General features: G+C 68.5%; 15 protein-coding genes. 7 read left to right on the top strand and 8 right to left on the bottom strand.

Going from position 1 to position 14,680, the window contains the following annotated elements; all coding sequences use genetic code 11:
* Positions 1-152: 152 nt before the first annotated feature.
* Positions 153-1,349 (top strand): cytochrome P450, encoded by a 1,197-nt coding sequence (locus tag LBW94_RS13870; RefSeq protein ID WP_225054431.1) that lies wholly within the window; start codon positions 153-155, stop codon positions 1,347-1,349.
* 104 nt (positions 1,350-1,453) lie between these two features.
* Here LBW94_RS13870 and LBW94_RS13865 read toward each other — a convergent pair whose 3' ends face one another.
* From LBW94_RS13865 to LBW94_RS13850, 4 genes are all read right to left on the bottom strand, one after another.
* Positions 1,454-1,873 (bottom strand): nuclear transport factor 2 family protein, encoded by a 420-nt coding sequence (locus tag LBW94_RS13865; protein WP_225054020.1) that lies wholly within the window; start codon positions 1,871-1,873, stop codon positions 1,454-1,456.
* Complete coding sequence (locus LBW94_RS13860; RefSeq protein ID WP_225054022.1) at positions 1,870-3,036, bottom strand: thiolase domain-containing protein; 1,167 nt, start codon at positions 3,034-3,036, stop codon at positions 1,870-1,872. Before LBW94_RS13860 ends, LBW94_RS13865 begins: the two co-directional genes overlap by 4 nt.
* Positions 3,037-3,078: 42 nt before the next feature.
* Complete coding sequence (locus LBW94_RS13855; protein ID WP_225054023.1) at positions 3,079-4,110, bottom strand: thiolase domain-containing protein; 1,032 nt, start codon at positions 4,108-4,110, stop codon at positions 3,079-3,081.
* Between the two features lie 87 nt (positions 4,111-4,197).
* Positions 4,198-5,172 (bottom strand): Zn-ribbon domain-containing OB-fold protein, encoded by a 975-nt coding sequence (locus tag LBW94_RS13850; protein ID WP_416276898.1) that lies wholly within the window; start codon positions 5,170-5,172, stop codon positions 4,198-4,200.
* Positions 5,173-5,314: 142 nt separating this feature from the next.
* Between LBW94_RS13850 and LBW94_RS13845 the strand changes: the two genes are divergently transcribed.
* From LBW94_RS13845 to LBW94_RS13835, 3 genes are all read left to right on the top strand, one after another.
* Positions 5,315-6,352, top strand: coding sequence for an LLM class F420-dependent oxidoreductase (locus LBW94_RS13845; RefSeq protein WP_225054026.1), 1,038 nt, complete (start codon positions 5,315-5,317; stop codon positions 6,350-6,352).
* 55 nt (positions 6,353-6,407) lie between these two features.
* Positions 6,408-8,060, top strand: a complete 1,653-nt coding sequence (locus LBW94_RS13840) for an acyl-CoA synthetase (protein ID WP_225054028.1) — start codon at positions 6,408-6,410, stop codon at positions 8,058-8,060.
* 203 nt (positions 8,061-8,263) lie between these two features.
* Positions 8,264-9,256: a sigma-70 family RNA polymerase sigma factor gene (locus LBW94_RS13835; RefSeq protein WP_225054030.1), complete on the top strand. Its 993-nt coding sequence runs from the start codon at positions 8,264-8,266 to the stop codon at positions 9,254-9,256.
* A 46-nt stretch (positions 9,257-9,302) separates the two neighbouring features.
* Here the strand turns inward: LBW94_RS13835 and LBW94_RS13830 are convergent, their stop codons facing one another.
* A complete protein-coding gene (locus LBW94_RS13830; protein WP_225054032.1) occupies positions 9,303-9,713 on the bottom strand; it encodes a VOC family protein in 411 nt (136 codons plus the stop codon).
* A 226-nt stretch (positions 9,714-9,939) separates the two neighbouring features.
* Between LBW94_RS13830 and LBW94_RS13825 the strand changes: the two genes are divergently transcribed.
* Positions 9,940-10,494, top strand: coding sequence for an AAA family ATPase (locus LBW94_RS13825; RefSeq protein ID WP_225054034.1), 555 nt, complete (start codon positions 9,940-9,942; stop codon positions 10,492-10,494).
* Positions 10,495-10,627: 133 nt separating this feature from the next.
* On the top strand, positions 10,628-11,131 hold the full coding sequence (gene tpx, locus LBW94_RS13820) for a thiol peroxidase (RefSeq protein ID WP_225054035.1): 504 nt from the start codon (positions 10,628-10,630) through the stop codon (positions 11,129-11,131).
* Between the two features lie 117 nt (positions 11,132-11,248).
* Here the strand turns inward: tpx and LBW94_RS13815 are convergent, their stop codons facing one another.
* From LBW94_RS13815 to LBW94_RS13805, 3 genes are all read right to left on the bottom strand, one after another.
* The gene (locus tag LBW94_RS13815; RefSeq protein ID WP_225054037.1) at positions 11,249-11,908 is read right to left on the bottom strand and encodes an O-methyltransferase; all 660 of its coding nucleotides are present in this window, start codon (positions 11,906-11,908) and stop codon (positions 11,249-11,251) included.
* A gap of 86 nt (positions 11,909-11,994) precedes the next feature.
* A complete protein-coding gene (locus tag LBW94_RS13810) occupies positions 11,995-13,098 on the bottom strand; it encodes an acyl-CoA dehydrogenase family protein (RefSeq protein ID WP_225054038.1) in 1,104 nt (367 codons plus the stop codon).
* A gap of 34 nt (positions 13,099-13,132) precedes the next feature.
* Positions 13,133-14,314, bottom strand: a complete 1,182-nt coding sequence (locus tag LBW94_RS13805) for an acyl-CoA dehydrogenase family protein (protein WP_225054040.1) — start codon at positions 14,312-14,314, stop codon at positions 13,133-13,135.
* Positions 14,315-14,462: 148 nt separating this feature from the next.
* On the opposite strand from LBW94_RS13805, the gene LBW94_RS13800 reads away from it, so the two are divergent.
* Positions 14,463-14,651 carry a ferredoxin gene (locus LBW94_RS13800; RefSeq protein WP_225054041.1) on the top strand — a complete coding sequence of 63 codons (189 nt, stop codon included), beginning with the start codon at positions 14,463-14,465 and terminating at the stop codon, positions 14,649-14,651.
* The last annotated feature ends 29 nt before the right edge of the window (positions 14,652-14,680 follow it).

Here is a 14,680-nt window from a genome sequence, read left to right as displayed (position 1 = left end):
AGGCCGGAAATGCGAGTGTCTTTACTAGTCCTCCGGCCTGTGCTGCAATGGCCATAGAACGTGTTCCAGTTACGTGAAGGAGTCAGCTGGTGGTAGAGGCTGGTGCCGCGCGGCCGAACGTGCCGGACGGTTTCGATGTCACCGATCCCGAGATGTGGGCGCAGCGAGTGCCGGTCGAGGAGTTCGCCGAACTCCGCCGGACCGCGCCGATCTGGTGGAATCCGCAGGCCCCGGAGATCGGCGGTTTCCACGACGAAGGCTTCTGGGTGGTGTCCCGGCACGCGGACGTGAAGGAGGTGTCACGGCGCAGCGACGTGTTCTCCACCTACGAGAACACCGCGATTCCGCGCTTCCAGGACGACATCCCGCGCGAGAACATCGATATGCAGCGGTTGATCCTGCTCAACATGGATCCGCCCGAGCACACCAAGCAGCGCAAGATCATCTCCCGGGGCTTCACCCCGCGGGTGATCAACGGGCTGCGGGCCGAACTGTCCGCGCGCGCCGAGCGGATCGTGCGCGCCGCCGCGGAATCCGGTGGGGGCGACTTCGTCGAACAGGTCGCCTGCGAACTGCCCTTGCAGGCCATCGCCGATCTGATCGGGGTGCCGCAGGAGGACCGGATGAAGGTCTTCACCTGGTCCAACGAGATGACCGGCTACGACGATCCGGATATGGACGCCGATCCGGTGATGGCCTCGGCCCAGCTGCTGGGCTACGCCTACCAGATGGCCGAGGATCGCAAGGCCAATCCCGCCGGAGACATCGTCACCGATCTGGTGCAGGCCGAGATCGACGGCGAGGCACTGACTTCCGAGGAGTTCGGCTTCTTCGTGATGCTGCTGGCGGTGGCGGGCAACGAGACCACCCGCAACGCCATCTCGCACGGCATGCACGCCTTCCTGGAGAACCCCGACCAGTGGGAGCTGTTCAAGAAGCAGCGCCCGGTCACCGCGGCCGACGAGATCATCCGCTGGGCCACCCCGGTGAGCATGTTCCAGCGCACCCTGCTGGCCGACACCGAACTGTCCGGCGTGCCGTTGAAGAAGGGCGAGCGGCTGGTGCTGCTGTACCGCTCGGCGAACTTCGACGAAGAGGTGTTCACCGACCCGTACACCTTCGACATCCTGCGGGACCCCAACCCGCACGTGTCCTTCGGCGGCACCGGCGCGCACTTCTGCATCGGCGCGAACCTGGCCCGCCTGGAGATCGAACTCATCTTCAACGCCATCGCCGACCACCTGCCCGACATCACCGCCGTCGCCCCACCTCGCCGCCTGCGCTCGGGCTGGCTCAACGGCATGAAGGAATTCCGGGTCGACTACCAGAAGTCGCACGTGCCGCACTGAATCCGCAGCGAGAGGAGGGCCACCCGAGGGTGGCCCTCCTCTCGTCGTTCACCGGCCGACCCGACTCTCACCGCGCCGCAAACAGCGAGGCGAAGCCGAAGCAATCAAGCACTACGCATGGTCGCCATTGCTCGCTCGGTCTCCCAGAACGCGCGCAGGGCGGCGATCTTGCCGGAATCGTCGACGCGGTAGGTGAATACGCCGTGCGCGTCGACGATCTGGCCGCCGATGACGGTCCGGATCAGGCCGGTGTAGGCGACCTCGTTGCCGCAGGCGAAGGAGTCCTCGAAGAGGAATTCGATCGAGTCCGCCATGGCGATGGCCTTGTCCCAGAACGCCGAGATCGCGTCCCGGCCACGGTGTCCGACGCCTTCGGGGTCGAACAGCGAGGGGCCCACCGGATCCTCGACGATGCCGTCGGCGGCGAACAGGTCCAGCCAGGCGGCCTTGTCGCGCGCGCGGACGGCGGCCTGCGAGGCGCGGCCCGCGACCCGCGCCGGATGGTCGACCGCAGTGTCGGTCATGGCTTCTCCGATCCCACTACCCACATCGAAAAGTATTGCGAGCCACCACCGTAGGCGTGGCCCAGGGCCTTGCGCGCACCCTCGACCTGATAGTCGCCGGCGCGCCGCATGACCTGCTTCGCCGCCTCGGCGAACCGGATCATGCCGGAGGCGCCGATCGGATTCGAGCTCAGCACCCCGCCGGACGGGTTGACCGGCAGCGTTCCGCCGATCTCGGTCTCGCCGGATTCGGTGAGTGTCCAGCCCTTGCCCTCCGGCATGAAGCCGAGGTTCTCCAGCCACATCGGCTCGAACCAGGAGAAGGGCACATAGATCTCGGCGGCGTCGATCTCCGCCAGCGGGTCGGTGATGCCCGCCTGCTTCCACAACGCGGCCGCCGCGTCCCGGCCGGCCTGAGGATTCACCTGATCGCGGCCCGCGTAGGCCAGCGGTTCGGTGCGCATCGCGGTGCCGTGCACCCATGCCACCGTGCGGCCGTCCGCCTCGGCGGCCGCGGCGGCGGTCTCGTCGCCGAGTACCAGCGCGCACGCGCCGTCCGAGGACGGGCAGGTCTCGTCGAGACGGATGGGGTCCCAGAGCATCTGGGAGGCCAGCACCGATTCCAGGGTGATGTCGGCCTGTTGCAGATGGGCCAGCGGATTCCTGGCGCCGTTGCGGCGGTCCTTCACCGCGACCATGGCCCCGACGTGCAGCGGCGCCCCGGAGCGGCGGATGTAGGCCCGCACGTGCGGCGCGAAATAACCGCCCGCACCGGCGCCGACCGGTTTGGTGAACGGCACCGGATTCGACAGTGCCCACATGGCATTGGATTCCGACTGCTTCTCCCACGCCACGGCCAGCACCCGGCCGTGCACGCCGGCCTGCACCAGATTGGCGGCGACCACGCCGGTGGAACCGCCGACCGAACCGGCGGTGTGCACGCGCAACATCGGTTTCCCGGTGGCGCCCAGCGCATCCGCGAGGAACAGCTCCGGCATCATCGAGCCCTCGAACAGGTCCGGCGCCTTGCCGACCACGACGGCGTCGATGTCGGCCATCGTCAGCTCGGCGTCCGCGAGTGCGCGATCGATTGCCTCCCTGCACATTCCGGCCATCGACACATCCGCGCGTTTCGTCACATGATGGGTCTGGCCGGTGCCGAGTACTGCGGCGAGTTCAGGCATTCTGATGTCTCCCGGTGATAGTCCGTCTCCCGGTGGCGGCGCTCATCGCGCCTCCAGAGTGGCGACGAGGTTCTGCTGTAGCGCGGGCCCGCTGCTCGCGTGGGCGAGGGCCCGGTTCGCGGTGCCGTCGATGATGGCGGTGGCGGCGTAACCGATGCGCTCCAGCCCGGCGGCGAACATGGGGTTGCCGGCGAGCGGGCCGCCGGAGGGGTTGATGCGCGTGCTCGGGCCGAGGCCGATCGCTTCCTTCAGGATCAGCTGCTCGTGGCTGTACTGGGCGTGCAGTTCGGCGATGTCGAAGCCGGCGGCGTCGCCGTCGGTGACGGCTCGGGCGGCTGCCCGGGTGGACGGCGAATCGGTCAGATCGCGCGCGCCGAGCACCGGGGTGTCGATGCGATGGGCCATGCCGGTCAGCCAGGCGGGCCGCTCGCACAGTTCGCGAGCCCGGTCACCGGTCGCCAGCACGATGGCCGCCGCGCCGTCGGTGATCGGGGCGATGTCGTGCGCTCGCAGCGGATCGGTGACATACGGTGCGGCCAGGCGCTTGTCGATCTCGGCCGCATCGGTCGCGCCGACCGCGGCCAGATCCCGTTCGGTCCACCGGCCGCTGTCCAGTCCGGCGCGGGCGGCCAGCCCGGCGATCGAATCGGCATCGGGCCACAGCGGAGCCACCAGATACGGATCGGTCTGCATCGTCAGCACCTGCCGCAGTGTGCCCGCCGAGGCCTTTCCGAATCCGTACACCAGGGCCGTCTTCGCTTGTCCGGAGCGCAGTTTCACCCAGGCCTCGTAGAGCGCCCAGGCGGCGTCCATCTCCACGTGCGATTCGTTGATCGGCGGCACCGCACCGATCGAGTCGATCGCGGAGATGAACGAGAAGGCGCGTCCGGCAAGGTAATCCGAGGATCCGGAGCACCAGAAGTCGATATCGCCGACGCCGATGCCGAGCTTGTCGTACAACTTCCGGAAGCACGGGGTCAGCATCTCGACGCCGTTGGTGGTGCCGAAGGTCTCCCGGACATGCGGGGCGTGGGCGAAACCCACCACCGCGATATCGGTTGCTCTGTCGCTCAAGATATTCCGCTCTCTGTGTCGACGCGGGACACCGGCATCCGGTCGGCCGGACGCGCGGGCCGCGCGGGATCGCACACCATGCCCCGCTCAGAGGTGGTGCGCGTAGGTGTCGTATTCGGCGTCCGGCTCGCCGGTCGGCTCGAAGTGCGAGATGTTGTCCAGGCCGTCGTAGGACCATTGCTCGCGCGGCTTCCAGACCGCCTTGACCCGCATGCCCATGCGCACCTCGTCGACCGCGCAGCCGAGCACCAGATGCAGGAACGGGATGTCGGTGCCGTCCAGCAGCACATACGCAGCGACGTAGGGCGGTGTGATGCGCTGACCCTGGAACGGCACGTTGACGATGCAGAAGGTGGTGACGATGCCGATGTCGGATAGTTCGACGTAGTCGTCGGTGGGCTCGCCGGTGCGCGGATCGGCGCCGCGCGGCGGGAAGTACACCTTGCCGTCGGTGGCGCGGGCGCCGAGCAGGCGGCCGTCGGCGATGGCCTTCAGGAATTCGGTTTCCTGCGGCGAGGCAGTGTGCTTGTAGCGCAGGTCCACCGGGGTCACGATGCCGGTCACCGGCGCCGCGGTGTCCTCGGAATCGGCCGGGGCGGTGGAGGTTTCACCGGGCTCGAAACATTCGATGTCGTGGATGCCGCCGCTGCGCTCGGCCGCCCAGCGGGCCCGTACCCGCAGGCCGGAGTGGATGTCGTCCGGCGAGGCCACGTCCACCGCGTGCAGCAGACCGGTGTCGGCGCCGTCGAGCCGGATCAGCGCCCAGGCGAAGGGCCGGTCGAAGGGCTGGCCCGGCAAGGGTTCTCGTACCCAGGACCAGGTCTGCACGGTGCCCACGTCGGCCACGTCGACGAATTCGGTCAGTGGGTCCGAGGTGACCGGATCGTATTCGGCGGGCGGCACCAGGACCCGGCCGTCGGAACCGCGCACGCCCACGACACGCCCGGAACGCAGCCCGGTGAGGAAGCGTCCGATGGTCGGCCCGACGGATCTGGTGTAGTCGAATTTCAGCCGCAGCTCTGCGGCGAGCACCTCCGGCGGGGCGCTGCCGTCGTCGGAGATGGTGCCGGTGATGGTGTTCCCCTGAGTCACGACTTCGAGTAGAACAGGTTCTTATTCTGGTGGCAAGGGCGCTCGATGTGGAGACGCTCGCGCAGGTGGAGGCGGCAGGCTGCGATCGTAGCCCCGCGAGAAAGGACATGGCATGCGTTTCGGATTGCAGCTCGGGTACTGGGGTGCGCAGCCGCCGGCGAATGCCGTCGAACTGGTCGCCGCGGCCGAGGAGACCGGTTTCGACGCCGTGTTCACCGCCGAGTCGTGGGGGTCGGATGCCTTCACGCCGCTGGCGTGGTGGGGTTCGGGCACGCGCCGGGTGCGGCTGGGCACCTCGGTGGTGCAGCTGTCGGCGCGCACCCCGACCGCGACCGCGATGGCGGCGCTGAGCCTCGACCATCTCAGCGGCGGCCGGGCCATCCTGGGCCTGGGCGTGTCCGGGCCGCAGGTGGTGGAGGGGTGGTACGGGCAGCCGTTCGGGAAGCCGTTGGCGCGCACCCGGGAATATGTCGGCGTGGTGCGGCGGGTGCTGGCCCGCGAGGCGCCGGTGGTGAGCGCCGGCCCGCACTATCCGCTGCCGCTGCGCGGGCCCGGGGCGACCGGTCTGGGCAAGCCGCTCAAGCCGATCACCCATCCGCTGCGCGCGGATCTGCCGATCTGGCTCGGCGCGGAGGGGCCGAAGAATGTGGCGCTGACCGCCGAGATCGCCGACGGCTGGCTGGCCATCTACTACACGCCGCGGCTGGCCGGAATGTACAACGAGTGGCTCGACGAGGGCTTCGCGCGGCCCGGCGCGCGGCGCACCCGCGCGGATTTCGAGATCGCCGCGACGGCGCAGGTGATCCTCACCGACGACGTCGCCGGGGAACTCGATCGGCTGCGGCCGTTCTCGGCGCTGTACATCGGCGGCATGGGTGCCGAGGAGCTCAACTTCCATGCGGAGGTGTACCGGCGCATGGGATACGGCGAAGCGGTCGACGAGATCACCGCGCTGTTCCGGTCCGGCCGCAAGGAGGCCGCCGCGGCCGCGGTGCCGGACCAGCTGATTCTCGACACCACCATCATCGGCGACGAGGCGCATGTGCGCGAGCAACTCGGGGTGTGGGAGAAGGCCGGGGTCACCATGCTGCTCGTGGGTGCGCGGGACGCGGATCAGGTGCGGCGGTTGGCACCCCTGCTAGGGCATTAGTAAACCCCGTAAATCAAGTCTTGCCAGCACCAAGAACGCGTTCTATTTTTGTCGGGTGGGTTACAACATTGCTGATCTTGTCGAACACGCCATCGATCTCGTGCCGGAACGTGTCGCGCTGGTCGACGACACCCGCTCGGTAACGTATGCCGAATTGGAGGAACGGACCAACAAACTGGCGCACTACCTGCTGGAACATGGTGTGCAGCCGGGCGACAAGGTCGGCATCTACTCGCGCAACACGATCGAGGCCGTGGAGGCCATGGTCGCGGTGTTCAAAGCGCGCGCCGTGATGATCAACGTCAACTACCGTTACGTCGAGAACGAGTTGCAATACATATTCGACAATTCGGATTTGGTCGCGTTGATACACGAGCGCCGCTACACCGATCGGGTGGCCGGTGTGCGCCCGAACACGCCTCGGCTGAAGACCGTGCTGGTCGTCGACGACGATACCGCCGGGCGGATCCCGACCGCCGCGGATTCGGTCGAATACGAAGCGGCCCTGGCGGCTTCGTCCGGCGAGCGGGACTTCGGCCCGCGCTCGCCGGACGACATCATGATGATCTACACCGGCGGCACCACCGGCCTGCCCAAGGGCGTGATGTGGCGGCACGAGGACTGGTGGCGGGTGCTCGGCGGCGGCATCAACTTCGTCACCGGCGAAGTGGTGCAGGACGAATGGCAGCAGGCCAAGGTCGGCGCGGGTAATCCGCAGTTGGTGCGGTATCCGATTCCGCCGATGATCCACGGTGGTTCGCAGACCGCCACCTTCCACAGCCTCTTCGACGGCGGCAAGGCGATCATGCTGCCGGAGTTCTCCGGGCACGGGGTGTGGCAGGCGATCGACCGGCACACCGTGAACCTGATCTTCATCACCGGCGACGCGATGGCGCGGCCGATGCTCGACGCGCTGCTGGCCGGGAATCCGGAAACCGGTGAGCCGTACAAACATACGAACCTCTGGGCGATGGCCTCCAGCGCCGCGCTGTTCTCCCCGGCGCTCAAGGACCAGTACCTGGAACAGCTGCCGACCACCATGATCACCGATTCGATCGGTTCCTCGGAGACCGGTTTCGGCGGGCTGTCGCTGGCCACCAAGGGGGCCACCCACACCGGCGGGCCGCGGGTCAAGATCGACGCCTCCACCGAGGTGCTCGGCGAGGACGGCACTCCGGTCGAGCCGGGTTCCGGGCAGGTCGGGTTGCTGGCCCGCAGGGGGCATATCCCGCTGGGCTACTACAACGACCCGGTGAAGACCGCCGCGACGTTCAAGGAGTTCAACGGGATTCGCTACTCCATCCCCGGCGACTACGCGCGGGTGGAGGCCGACGGCTCGGTCACCATGCTGGGCCGCGGTTCGGTCAGTATCAATTCCGGCGGCGAGAAGATCTATCCCGAGGAGGTCGAGGGTGCGCTGAAATGCCATCCGGACGTCTTCGACGTGCTGGTCGTGGGCGTGCCCGACGAGCGCTGGGGGCAGCGGGTGGGCGCGGTCGTACAGTGCCGCGACGGCAAGCGCCCGACCCTGGAGGACCTGCGCCCGGTGCTGACGCAGGAGATCGCCTCCTACAAGCAGCCGCGCAGTCTCTGGTACGTGGACGCGATCCGGCGCAATCCGGCCGGTAAGCCCGATTACCGGTGGGCGCAGGCGGAGGCCGAGTCGCGGCCCTCGGACGAGGACGCACCCGCGCCGACCACGAAATAAACCTACTTTCCGGACAATTCACCCGATTTCGCTCGTTGTCTCCGGTGCGCCGCCGAGGTCCGGCGAAACGGTCCCGGAGTTCCGGGACAACTTGTCGGTGCCCTGTGCCACAGTGGGACCCGAGCGGGGGTGGTGCGCGGCTCGACCGAGCCGCGTCAGGTCGGGCCGAGGTGGTCCCCGCTCGTGCGACGAGAGGACACAGCATGAGCACCAGCGGGGGCTCGACCGGAGTCGAGGAGGTCCTGCCGGAATTCGAGAGTTACCGGCGGGAACTGTGCGCGTACACCTATCGGATGCTGGGCTCCTCCTTCGAGGCGGAGGACGCGGTCCAGGAGACGCTCACCCGGGCGTGGAAGGCGTACGACTCGTTCGAGGGCCGGTCCAGCCTGCGATCCTGGCTGTACCGCATCGCGACCAACGTCTGCCTGGACATGCTCGACGGTCCGCAGCGCCGGGCGATGCCGATGGATCTGACCGGGCCCGCGTCGGCCGACAGCCAGCTGCCGCCGCCGCGCGCCGATCTGCCGTGGATCGATCCGATCCCGAACGGGCTGGCGTTCGGTTCCGACCCGGCCGACCGGGCCGCCACCAAGGACTCGCTGCGCCTGGCCTTCCTCGCCGCGATGCAGCACCTGCCGGCCACCCAGCGGGCCATCCTCATCATGCGTGAGGTACTGCGGTTCTCCGCCAACGAGACCGCCGATCTGCTCACCATGTCGCCGACCTCGGTGAACAGCGCGCTGCAACGCGCCCGTGCCACCATCGCCAAGGTGCAGCCGACGGCGGAGAAGTCCTATGACGACACCGACGACGAGCAGCGCAAGTTCGTCGAGGCGTATGTGCAGGCGTTCGAGGCGTTCGACATGGAGGCGCTCACCGCGCTGCTGAAGAAGGACGTCGACATGCAGATGCCGCCCTTCGACTTCTGGCTGCGCGGCCCGCAGGACGTCGCCGCCTTCATGCTCACCGCCGGATCGGCCTGTCGCGGTTCGAAACTCGTTCCGCTGGAGGGTGCCAACGGCCTGCCCGCCTTCGGCCACTACAAGCCCAGCGAGCACGACCCGTCGCTGCTGGAGCCCTGGTCGATCACGGTGCTGGAACTCGACGGCGACCGCGGCATCAGTGGCCTGAACTACTTCCTCGACACCGCGCGGCTGTTCCCACTGTTCGGCCTGCCACCGGAGTTGCGGGTGTAGGCCCGGCCGGCTGCGGGCCGTGGCGGCCGGCGCTCATCGACCGGCCTCACTGGCCCTGCATCCAGAAGGGCTCCCACTGGTGACCGTCCGGGTCGAGGAAGGTGCGGCCGTACATGCCGACGGCCCGTTCCTGCGCGCGGCGATCCGGGTACAGCTCCTCGATGCCACCGGCGGCCACCGCCGCGGCGACCAGGGCATCGACCTGGTGTGGGCTGCCGAGCGCCAGCGCGTAGACGGCACCCACCGTCGCCGTCGTGATCGCGCGCGGCCGCTGGGTGAAGTTGTGGAAGAAGTGCTGCGACAACAGCATCACGCTGATGTTGTCGTCGATCACCACGCAGGCGGCGGCATCGTCGGTGAACTCCTGATCGATCTTCCAGCCGAGCCGCTCGTAGAAGATCTTCGACCGCTCCAGATCGGCCACCGGTAAGTTGAGGAAGATCATCGTGCTCGGCATCCCGGTCCTCTCGGCCATGAGTCAGTACGGACAGGAGTACCGACGGATCGGCCGCCCGGAACTCACCGCTGTATCCGGGAGAAATCCGGCAGGCCGCCAGTGTCCGCGGTTGCTTCGCGGATGCAGTCCGGCCAGTGGTGCCGAAGGCCGATGCCGGGTGGCGCTCCGTGCCGAGTCCGTTCGCCGCATCGGGTAGCGGCTTTCCGGCGGCCGATAACCTGAGGATATGCCTGATCCCGCGACCGTCACCGGTGTCTACCTGATCACGGGGATCCAGGCCGCCGGGAAGTCGACCGTCGCGCAGGCCCTGGCCGAGCGGCTGCCGCGCTCGGTGCATGTGCGCGGAGATGTGTTCCGCCGCTTCGTGATCGGCGGCCGGGCCGAGATGTCGCCCGAGCCTGGCGCCGAGGCGCTGGAGCAGCTGCGACTGCGGTACCGCTTGGCCGCCGGAGTGGCCGACGACTACGCCGCCTTCGGTTTCACCGTGGTCTTGCAGGATGTGGTGCTGGGCCCGATGCTGCCGTATCTGATCGGGCGGATCCGCACCCGCCCATTGCGGGTGGTGGTGCTGGCACCGCGTCCGGATGTCGTGGCGGATCGCGAGGCGCGCCGCGCCAAGCGGGCCTACGGCGCCTATACGGTGGCCGATCTGGATGCCGGATTGCGCCGGGACACACCGCTCCTCGGGCTGTGGCTCGACAACTCGGATCTCACCGTGGACCGGACCGTCGACGAAATACTGGACCGCGCAGCCCCTTTCGAGCCGGACCCGCTCGGGTAGCGCCGCGCGCCCGCCCCTGGGATCATCCGGATGGCCGAGCGTCTCGTAGCCTGAACGGCGGGTGCGGTCGTCCGCTCCATTGGTGGCCTGGTAGGCACCACATGTCATTTCGGATCAACATTCGGGAGGATTCGTGGCCACACTCACGATGCGCGGTAATCCGGTCGAGGTCGAAGGTGACTTTCCGGCCGTCGGGTCGAGCGCACCGGACTTCGATCTGGTCGGCAAGGATCTCGGGGATCTGACGCTCGCCGACTTCGCCGGCAAGCGCAAGGTGCTCGACATCGCGGTCAGCCTGGACACCGCGACCTGCGCGATGGGGGCCCGCAAGTTCAACGAGGCCGCCTCCGCGCTGGACAACACCGTCGTCCTGGTCGTCACCGGCGATCTGCCGTTCGCGGCGGCGCGCTTCTGCACCACCGAGGGCCTGGACAACGTCGTCACCGCCTCGACCTTCCGCACCGGTCGTGAGTTCGGCAAGGCCTACGGCGTCGATATCGTCAGCGGCGGACTCAGCGGCCTGACGGCCCGCGCGGTGCTGGTCCTGGACGAGAACAATACGGTCCTGCACGCGGAACTGGTCCCGGAGATCAGCGAGGAACCGGATTACGACGCGGCGCTGAAGGCCCTGTCCTGACGCTGATCAGCCGGGACGCGCCGAGGGCTGCCGCCACTGGCCGCCACCCACGGTCGTTTCGCTGACTCCGCCGGTGGCCGGACGGTATTCGTCCGGCCACCGGCGGTTGCGTGACGCTCAGCCGATGCGGAGGGCGACCTCGACGCTGGGCTGGGTGGCCGACGACAGGTAACCGGCGTTGCCGCGCAGGTACTCCAGCAGTTCCGGGCTGGAGTCCGAGTTGTCGGCGATGACGAGGGCGCCGGGGGACAGCCGCGGCTCGAGCAGTCGCACGATGTCGAGGTACATGTGCTTGGCGCCGTCCAGGAACAGGATGTCGACGTTGGGCGGGACGTCTCGGGCCAGCGTCTCCATCGCGTCGCCGATGCGGATCTCCACCAGATCGTCCAGCCCGGCCTCCGCGAGCGAGGCGGTGGCCGAAGCGGCCTTGGACTCCAGGAATTCGGTGCCGATCACCCGGCCGCCGCCGTTGTCGCGGACCGCCGCCGCCAGGCACAGCGTGGACAGGCCGAACGAGGTGCCGAATTCGACCACGGTCCGGGCATGTCGGGTCCGGGCGAGGATGTACAACAACTTCGCGGTCTCCGGTCGCACCGCCAGGTAGAGATCCTTCGCGTCCTCGAAGAAGACGCGCCAGTCCTCCGGCTGCGGGTCGCGAGCCGCCCGCTCGGCCCGCCGACTCTCGAACCTGGCCCGCATCTCCTCGCGCTGCCGGTCGACGTCGGCCTGCATCCGGGCGAGCACATCGGACGCGGGGGAGCTCGTCAGAGTCGTCATGCCTACCAGCATCACACGCCGCGACGACAATCCGGCGTCGCAGCGGCGGTTCACAGCAGACCCGAAGGTCTGATTTCCCGCCGGGTTCAGCCGCGGGCCAGCAGCGCGCCGAGGGCGCGGAGGTGGTCGGTGGCGCCGCCGAGAGCGAATTCGTGGTGTTTGGCGGCGAGGAAGTAGTTGTGCACGATGTGGTCCCGGTCGATGCCGACGCCGCCGTGGACGTGGACGGCGGTGTGCGCGACGCGGTGGCCCGCGTCGGCGGCCCAGAACTTGGCGGTGTGGATCTCGGCGGTGGCGTCGAGATTCTCCGACAACCGCCAGGCGGCCTGGGTGACGGCCAGGCGCAGGCCCTGCACGTCGATGTAGCCGTCGGCGAGGCGTTGCGCGACAGCCTGGAAGCTGCCGATCTTGCGGCCGAACTGCTCGCGCTCGCGGGCGTAGTCGGCGACCAGTTCGAGGGCGCGTTCGACCGTGCCGAGCTGCTGGGCGGCCAGGCCCAGCCAGGCGCGGTCCAGCAGCCAGGTGAGGGCGCCGGCTCCCGGTTCGCCGACGAGTTCGGCGGGGGCGGAATCGAATTCGATTTCCGATTCGGGGGTCTTGTCCACCACCAGCGCGTCGGTGACGCGGACCCCGGGGCCCGCCGGATCGACCAGGAACAGTGCGACGTGGTCGCTGCCGGAGACGGTGGCGGGCACCAGGATTCGAGTGGCGTGGGCGGCGAAGGGGACGCCGGTCTTGGCGCCGTTCAGCAGCCGGCGGTCGCCGTCGGTGGTGGCGAAGGTGACCGGCCGGGCCGGATCCCAGTTGCGTTCCTCGGCCAGGGCGACGGTCAGGATCTCCTCGCCCGCAGCGGCTTTCGCGGCCAGCTCGATCTGCTCCGGGGAGCCGAAGCGGGCCAGGGCGGCGGCGCCGAGCATGATCGACCACAGGTACGGAACCGCCGCCACGTAGCGGCCGAGTTCGCGCAGGATCGCGGTCTGCTCCAGGACGCCCAGATCGCTGCCGCCGACGGCCTCGGGCAGCGCCGAGGCCAGGACGCCGGTCTCGGCCAGCGACTTCCACAGCGGTTCGTCGAAACGGGTGGGCGCGTGGTCGAGTTCGCGCAGGCGGTCGGCGGTGACGAGCTTGCCGCACACCTCGCCGGTCAGCCGGGTCAGATCCTGCTGCGCTTCGGTCGGCGTGAAATCCATTGTGTTCTCCAGGCTTTCGGAACTGTCGGCAGGATCAGCGGGCCGCGGCGGGCTGGCGCAGGGCGGTCATGGCGATGATGTCGCGCTGCACCTCGTTGGTGCCGCCGCCGAAGGTGAGGATCAGGCAGGAGCGGTGCATCCGCTCCAGCCGTCCGCGCAGCAGCGCACCCGGCGAATCCTGGCGCAGGTAGGCCTGCGGGCCGAGCACCTCCATCAGCGATCGGTATGCCTCGGTGGCGAGTTCGGTGCCGAGGACCTTGCAGGTGGAGGCGTCCCACGGTCGGGGAGCGGACGCGGACGCGGAGGCGATCTCCCAGTTCAGCAGCTTCAGATATTCGACCTTGGCGTGCACCCGGGCCAGATTGATCTGCACCCATTCGCTGTCGGCCACCCGGACACCGCGCGCGTCGCGGGTGTTGCGGGCCCAGTCCAGGGTCTGGGTCAGCGCCAGTTGCAGCGAACCCGCCGAGGTCAGCGCCACCCGCTCGTGGTTGAGCTGATTGGTGACCAGGGGCCAGCCGCCGTTCTCCGGACCGACCAGTGCGCTCGCGGGGACCCGGACGTCCTGGTAGTAGGTGGCGCTGGTGTCGACCCCGGCCATGGTGTGCACCGGCGTCCAGGAGAAGCCGGCGGCGGTGGCGGGCACGATGAACATGCTGATGCCCTTGTGCTTCTTGGCCGCCGGATCGGTGCGGGCGGCCAGCCACACGTAGTCCGCGTAGGGGATGAGGCTGGTCCACATCTTCTGGCCGTTGATGATCCAGTCGTCGCCGTCGCGCACCGCGGCGGTGCGCAGGCTCGCGAGGTCGGTGCCGGCGCCGGGCTCGGAGTAGCCGATGGAGAAGTGCAGCTCACCGGCGGCGATCTTGGGCAGGAAGAACTTCTTCTGCTCCTCGCTGCCGTAGTGCATGATCGTCGGCGCCACCGAGTTGATGGTCAGGAACGGCACCGGCGCACCGGCGATCGCGGCCTCGTCGGCGAAGATCAGCATGTCCAGCATCGGCCGGTCCTGCCCGCCGTACTCCTTCGGCCAGCCCAGCGCGAGCCATCCGGCCTGCCCCATATCGCGCACGACCTCGCGGTAGACGTTGCCGGTGCCGTACTCGCCGGTCTGCGCGGACAGCGCGGCCCGGCGCTCCGGCGTGATCAGCTGCGCGAAATAGTCGCGGAGTTCGGCACGCAGCTGCTCCTGCTGCTCGTTGTAAGCAATCCGCATGGGTCACCTCGGGGTCGGTGGTCGATGGGCCGATCATTGCACAACGACTGGAACATGTTCCAGTATGAGGGTGTGGATCGGTCCGATGGGCCGACTCGGGCCGGACCGGGCTTGTAGGCTGGCGTTACCTGCGGGAAAGGAGTCATGGATGAAGCTCATAGTGGATTTCGACCAGTGCGAGGCCAACGGCATCTGCGTCGGAATCGCCCCGGACATCTTCGAACTCGACGATCAGGACTACCTGAACGTCACAGTGACGGAGGTGCCCGACGATCGCCTGGAGGCGGTCCGCGACGCGGTCGCTCAGTGCCCGAAGGCGGCGCTGCGGCTGGAGTGAGCCGCTCTTGCCGTAAACTGAAACACGTT

It is taken from the genome of Nocardia sp. alder85J, assembly GCF_020176955.2.
Taxonomy (GTDB): Bacteria; Actinomycetota; Actinomycetes; order Mycobacteriales; family Mycobacteriaceae; genus Nocardia.
The sequence above is the reverse complement of the archived record's forward strand: the minus strand, read 5'-3'. Positions and strand labels throughout refer to the sequence as shown.

Excerpts from the sequence above, each read along its gene's own strand:
- LBW94_RS13870 (WP_225054431.1), top strand. The coding sequence starts at position 153 with ATGTGGGCGCAGCGAGTGCCGGTCGAGGAGTTCGCCGAACTCCGCCGG.
- LBW94_RS13865 (WP_225054020.1), bottom strand. The coding sequence starts at position 1,873 with ATGACCGACACTGCGGTCGACCATCCGGCGCGGGTCGCGGGCCGCGCC.
- LBW94_RS13860 (WP_225054022.1), bottom strand. The coding sequence starts at position 3,036 with ATGCCTGAACTCGCCGCAGTACTCGGCACCGGCCAGACCCATCATGTG.
- LBW94_RS13845 (WP_225054026.1), top strand. The coding sequence starts at position 5,315 with ATGCGTTTCGGATTGCAGCTCGGGTACTGGGGTGCGCAGCCGCCGGCG.
- LBW94_RS13835 (WP_225054030.1), top strand. The coding sequence starts at position 8,264 with ATGAGCACCAGCGGGGGCTCGACCGGAGTCGAGGAGGTCCTGCCGGAA.
- LBW94_RS13830 (WP_225054032.1), bottom strand. The coding sequence starts at position 9,713 with ATGCCGAGCACGATGATCTTCCTCAACTTACCGGTGGCCGATCTGGAG.
- LBW94_RS13825 (WP_225054034.1), top strand. The coding sequence starts at position 9,940 with ATGCCTGATCCCGCGACCGTCACCGGTGTCTACCTGATCACGGGGATC.
- LBW94_RS13815 (WP_225054037.1), bottom strand. The coding sequence starts at position 11,908 with ATGACGACTCTGACGAGCTCCCCCGCGTCCGATGTGCTCGCCCGGATG.
- LBW94_RS13810 (WP_225054038.1), bottom strand. The coding sequence starts at position 13,098 with ATGGATTTCACGCCGACCGAAGCGCAGCAGGATCTGACCCGGCTGACC.
- LBW94_RS13805 (WP_225054040.1), bottom strand. The coding sequence starts at position 14,314 with ATGCGGATTGCTTACAACGAGCAGCAGGAGCAGCTGCGTGCCGAACTC.
- LBW94_RS13800 (WP_225054041.1), top strand. The coding sequence starts at position 14,463 with ATGAAGCTCATAGTGGATTTCGACCAGTGCGAGGCCAACGGCATCTGC.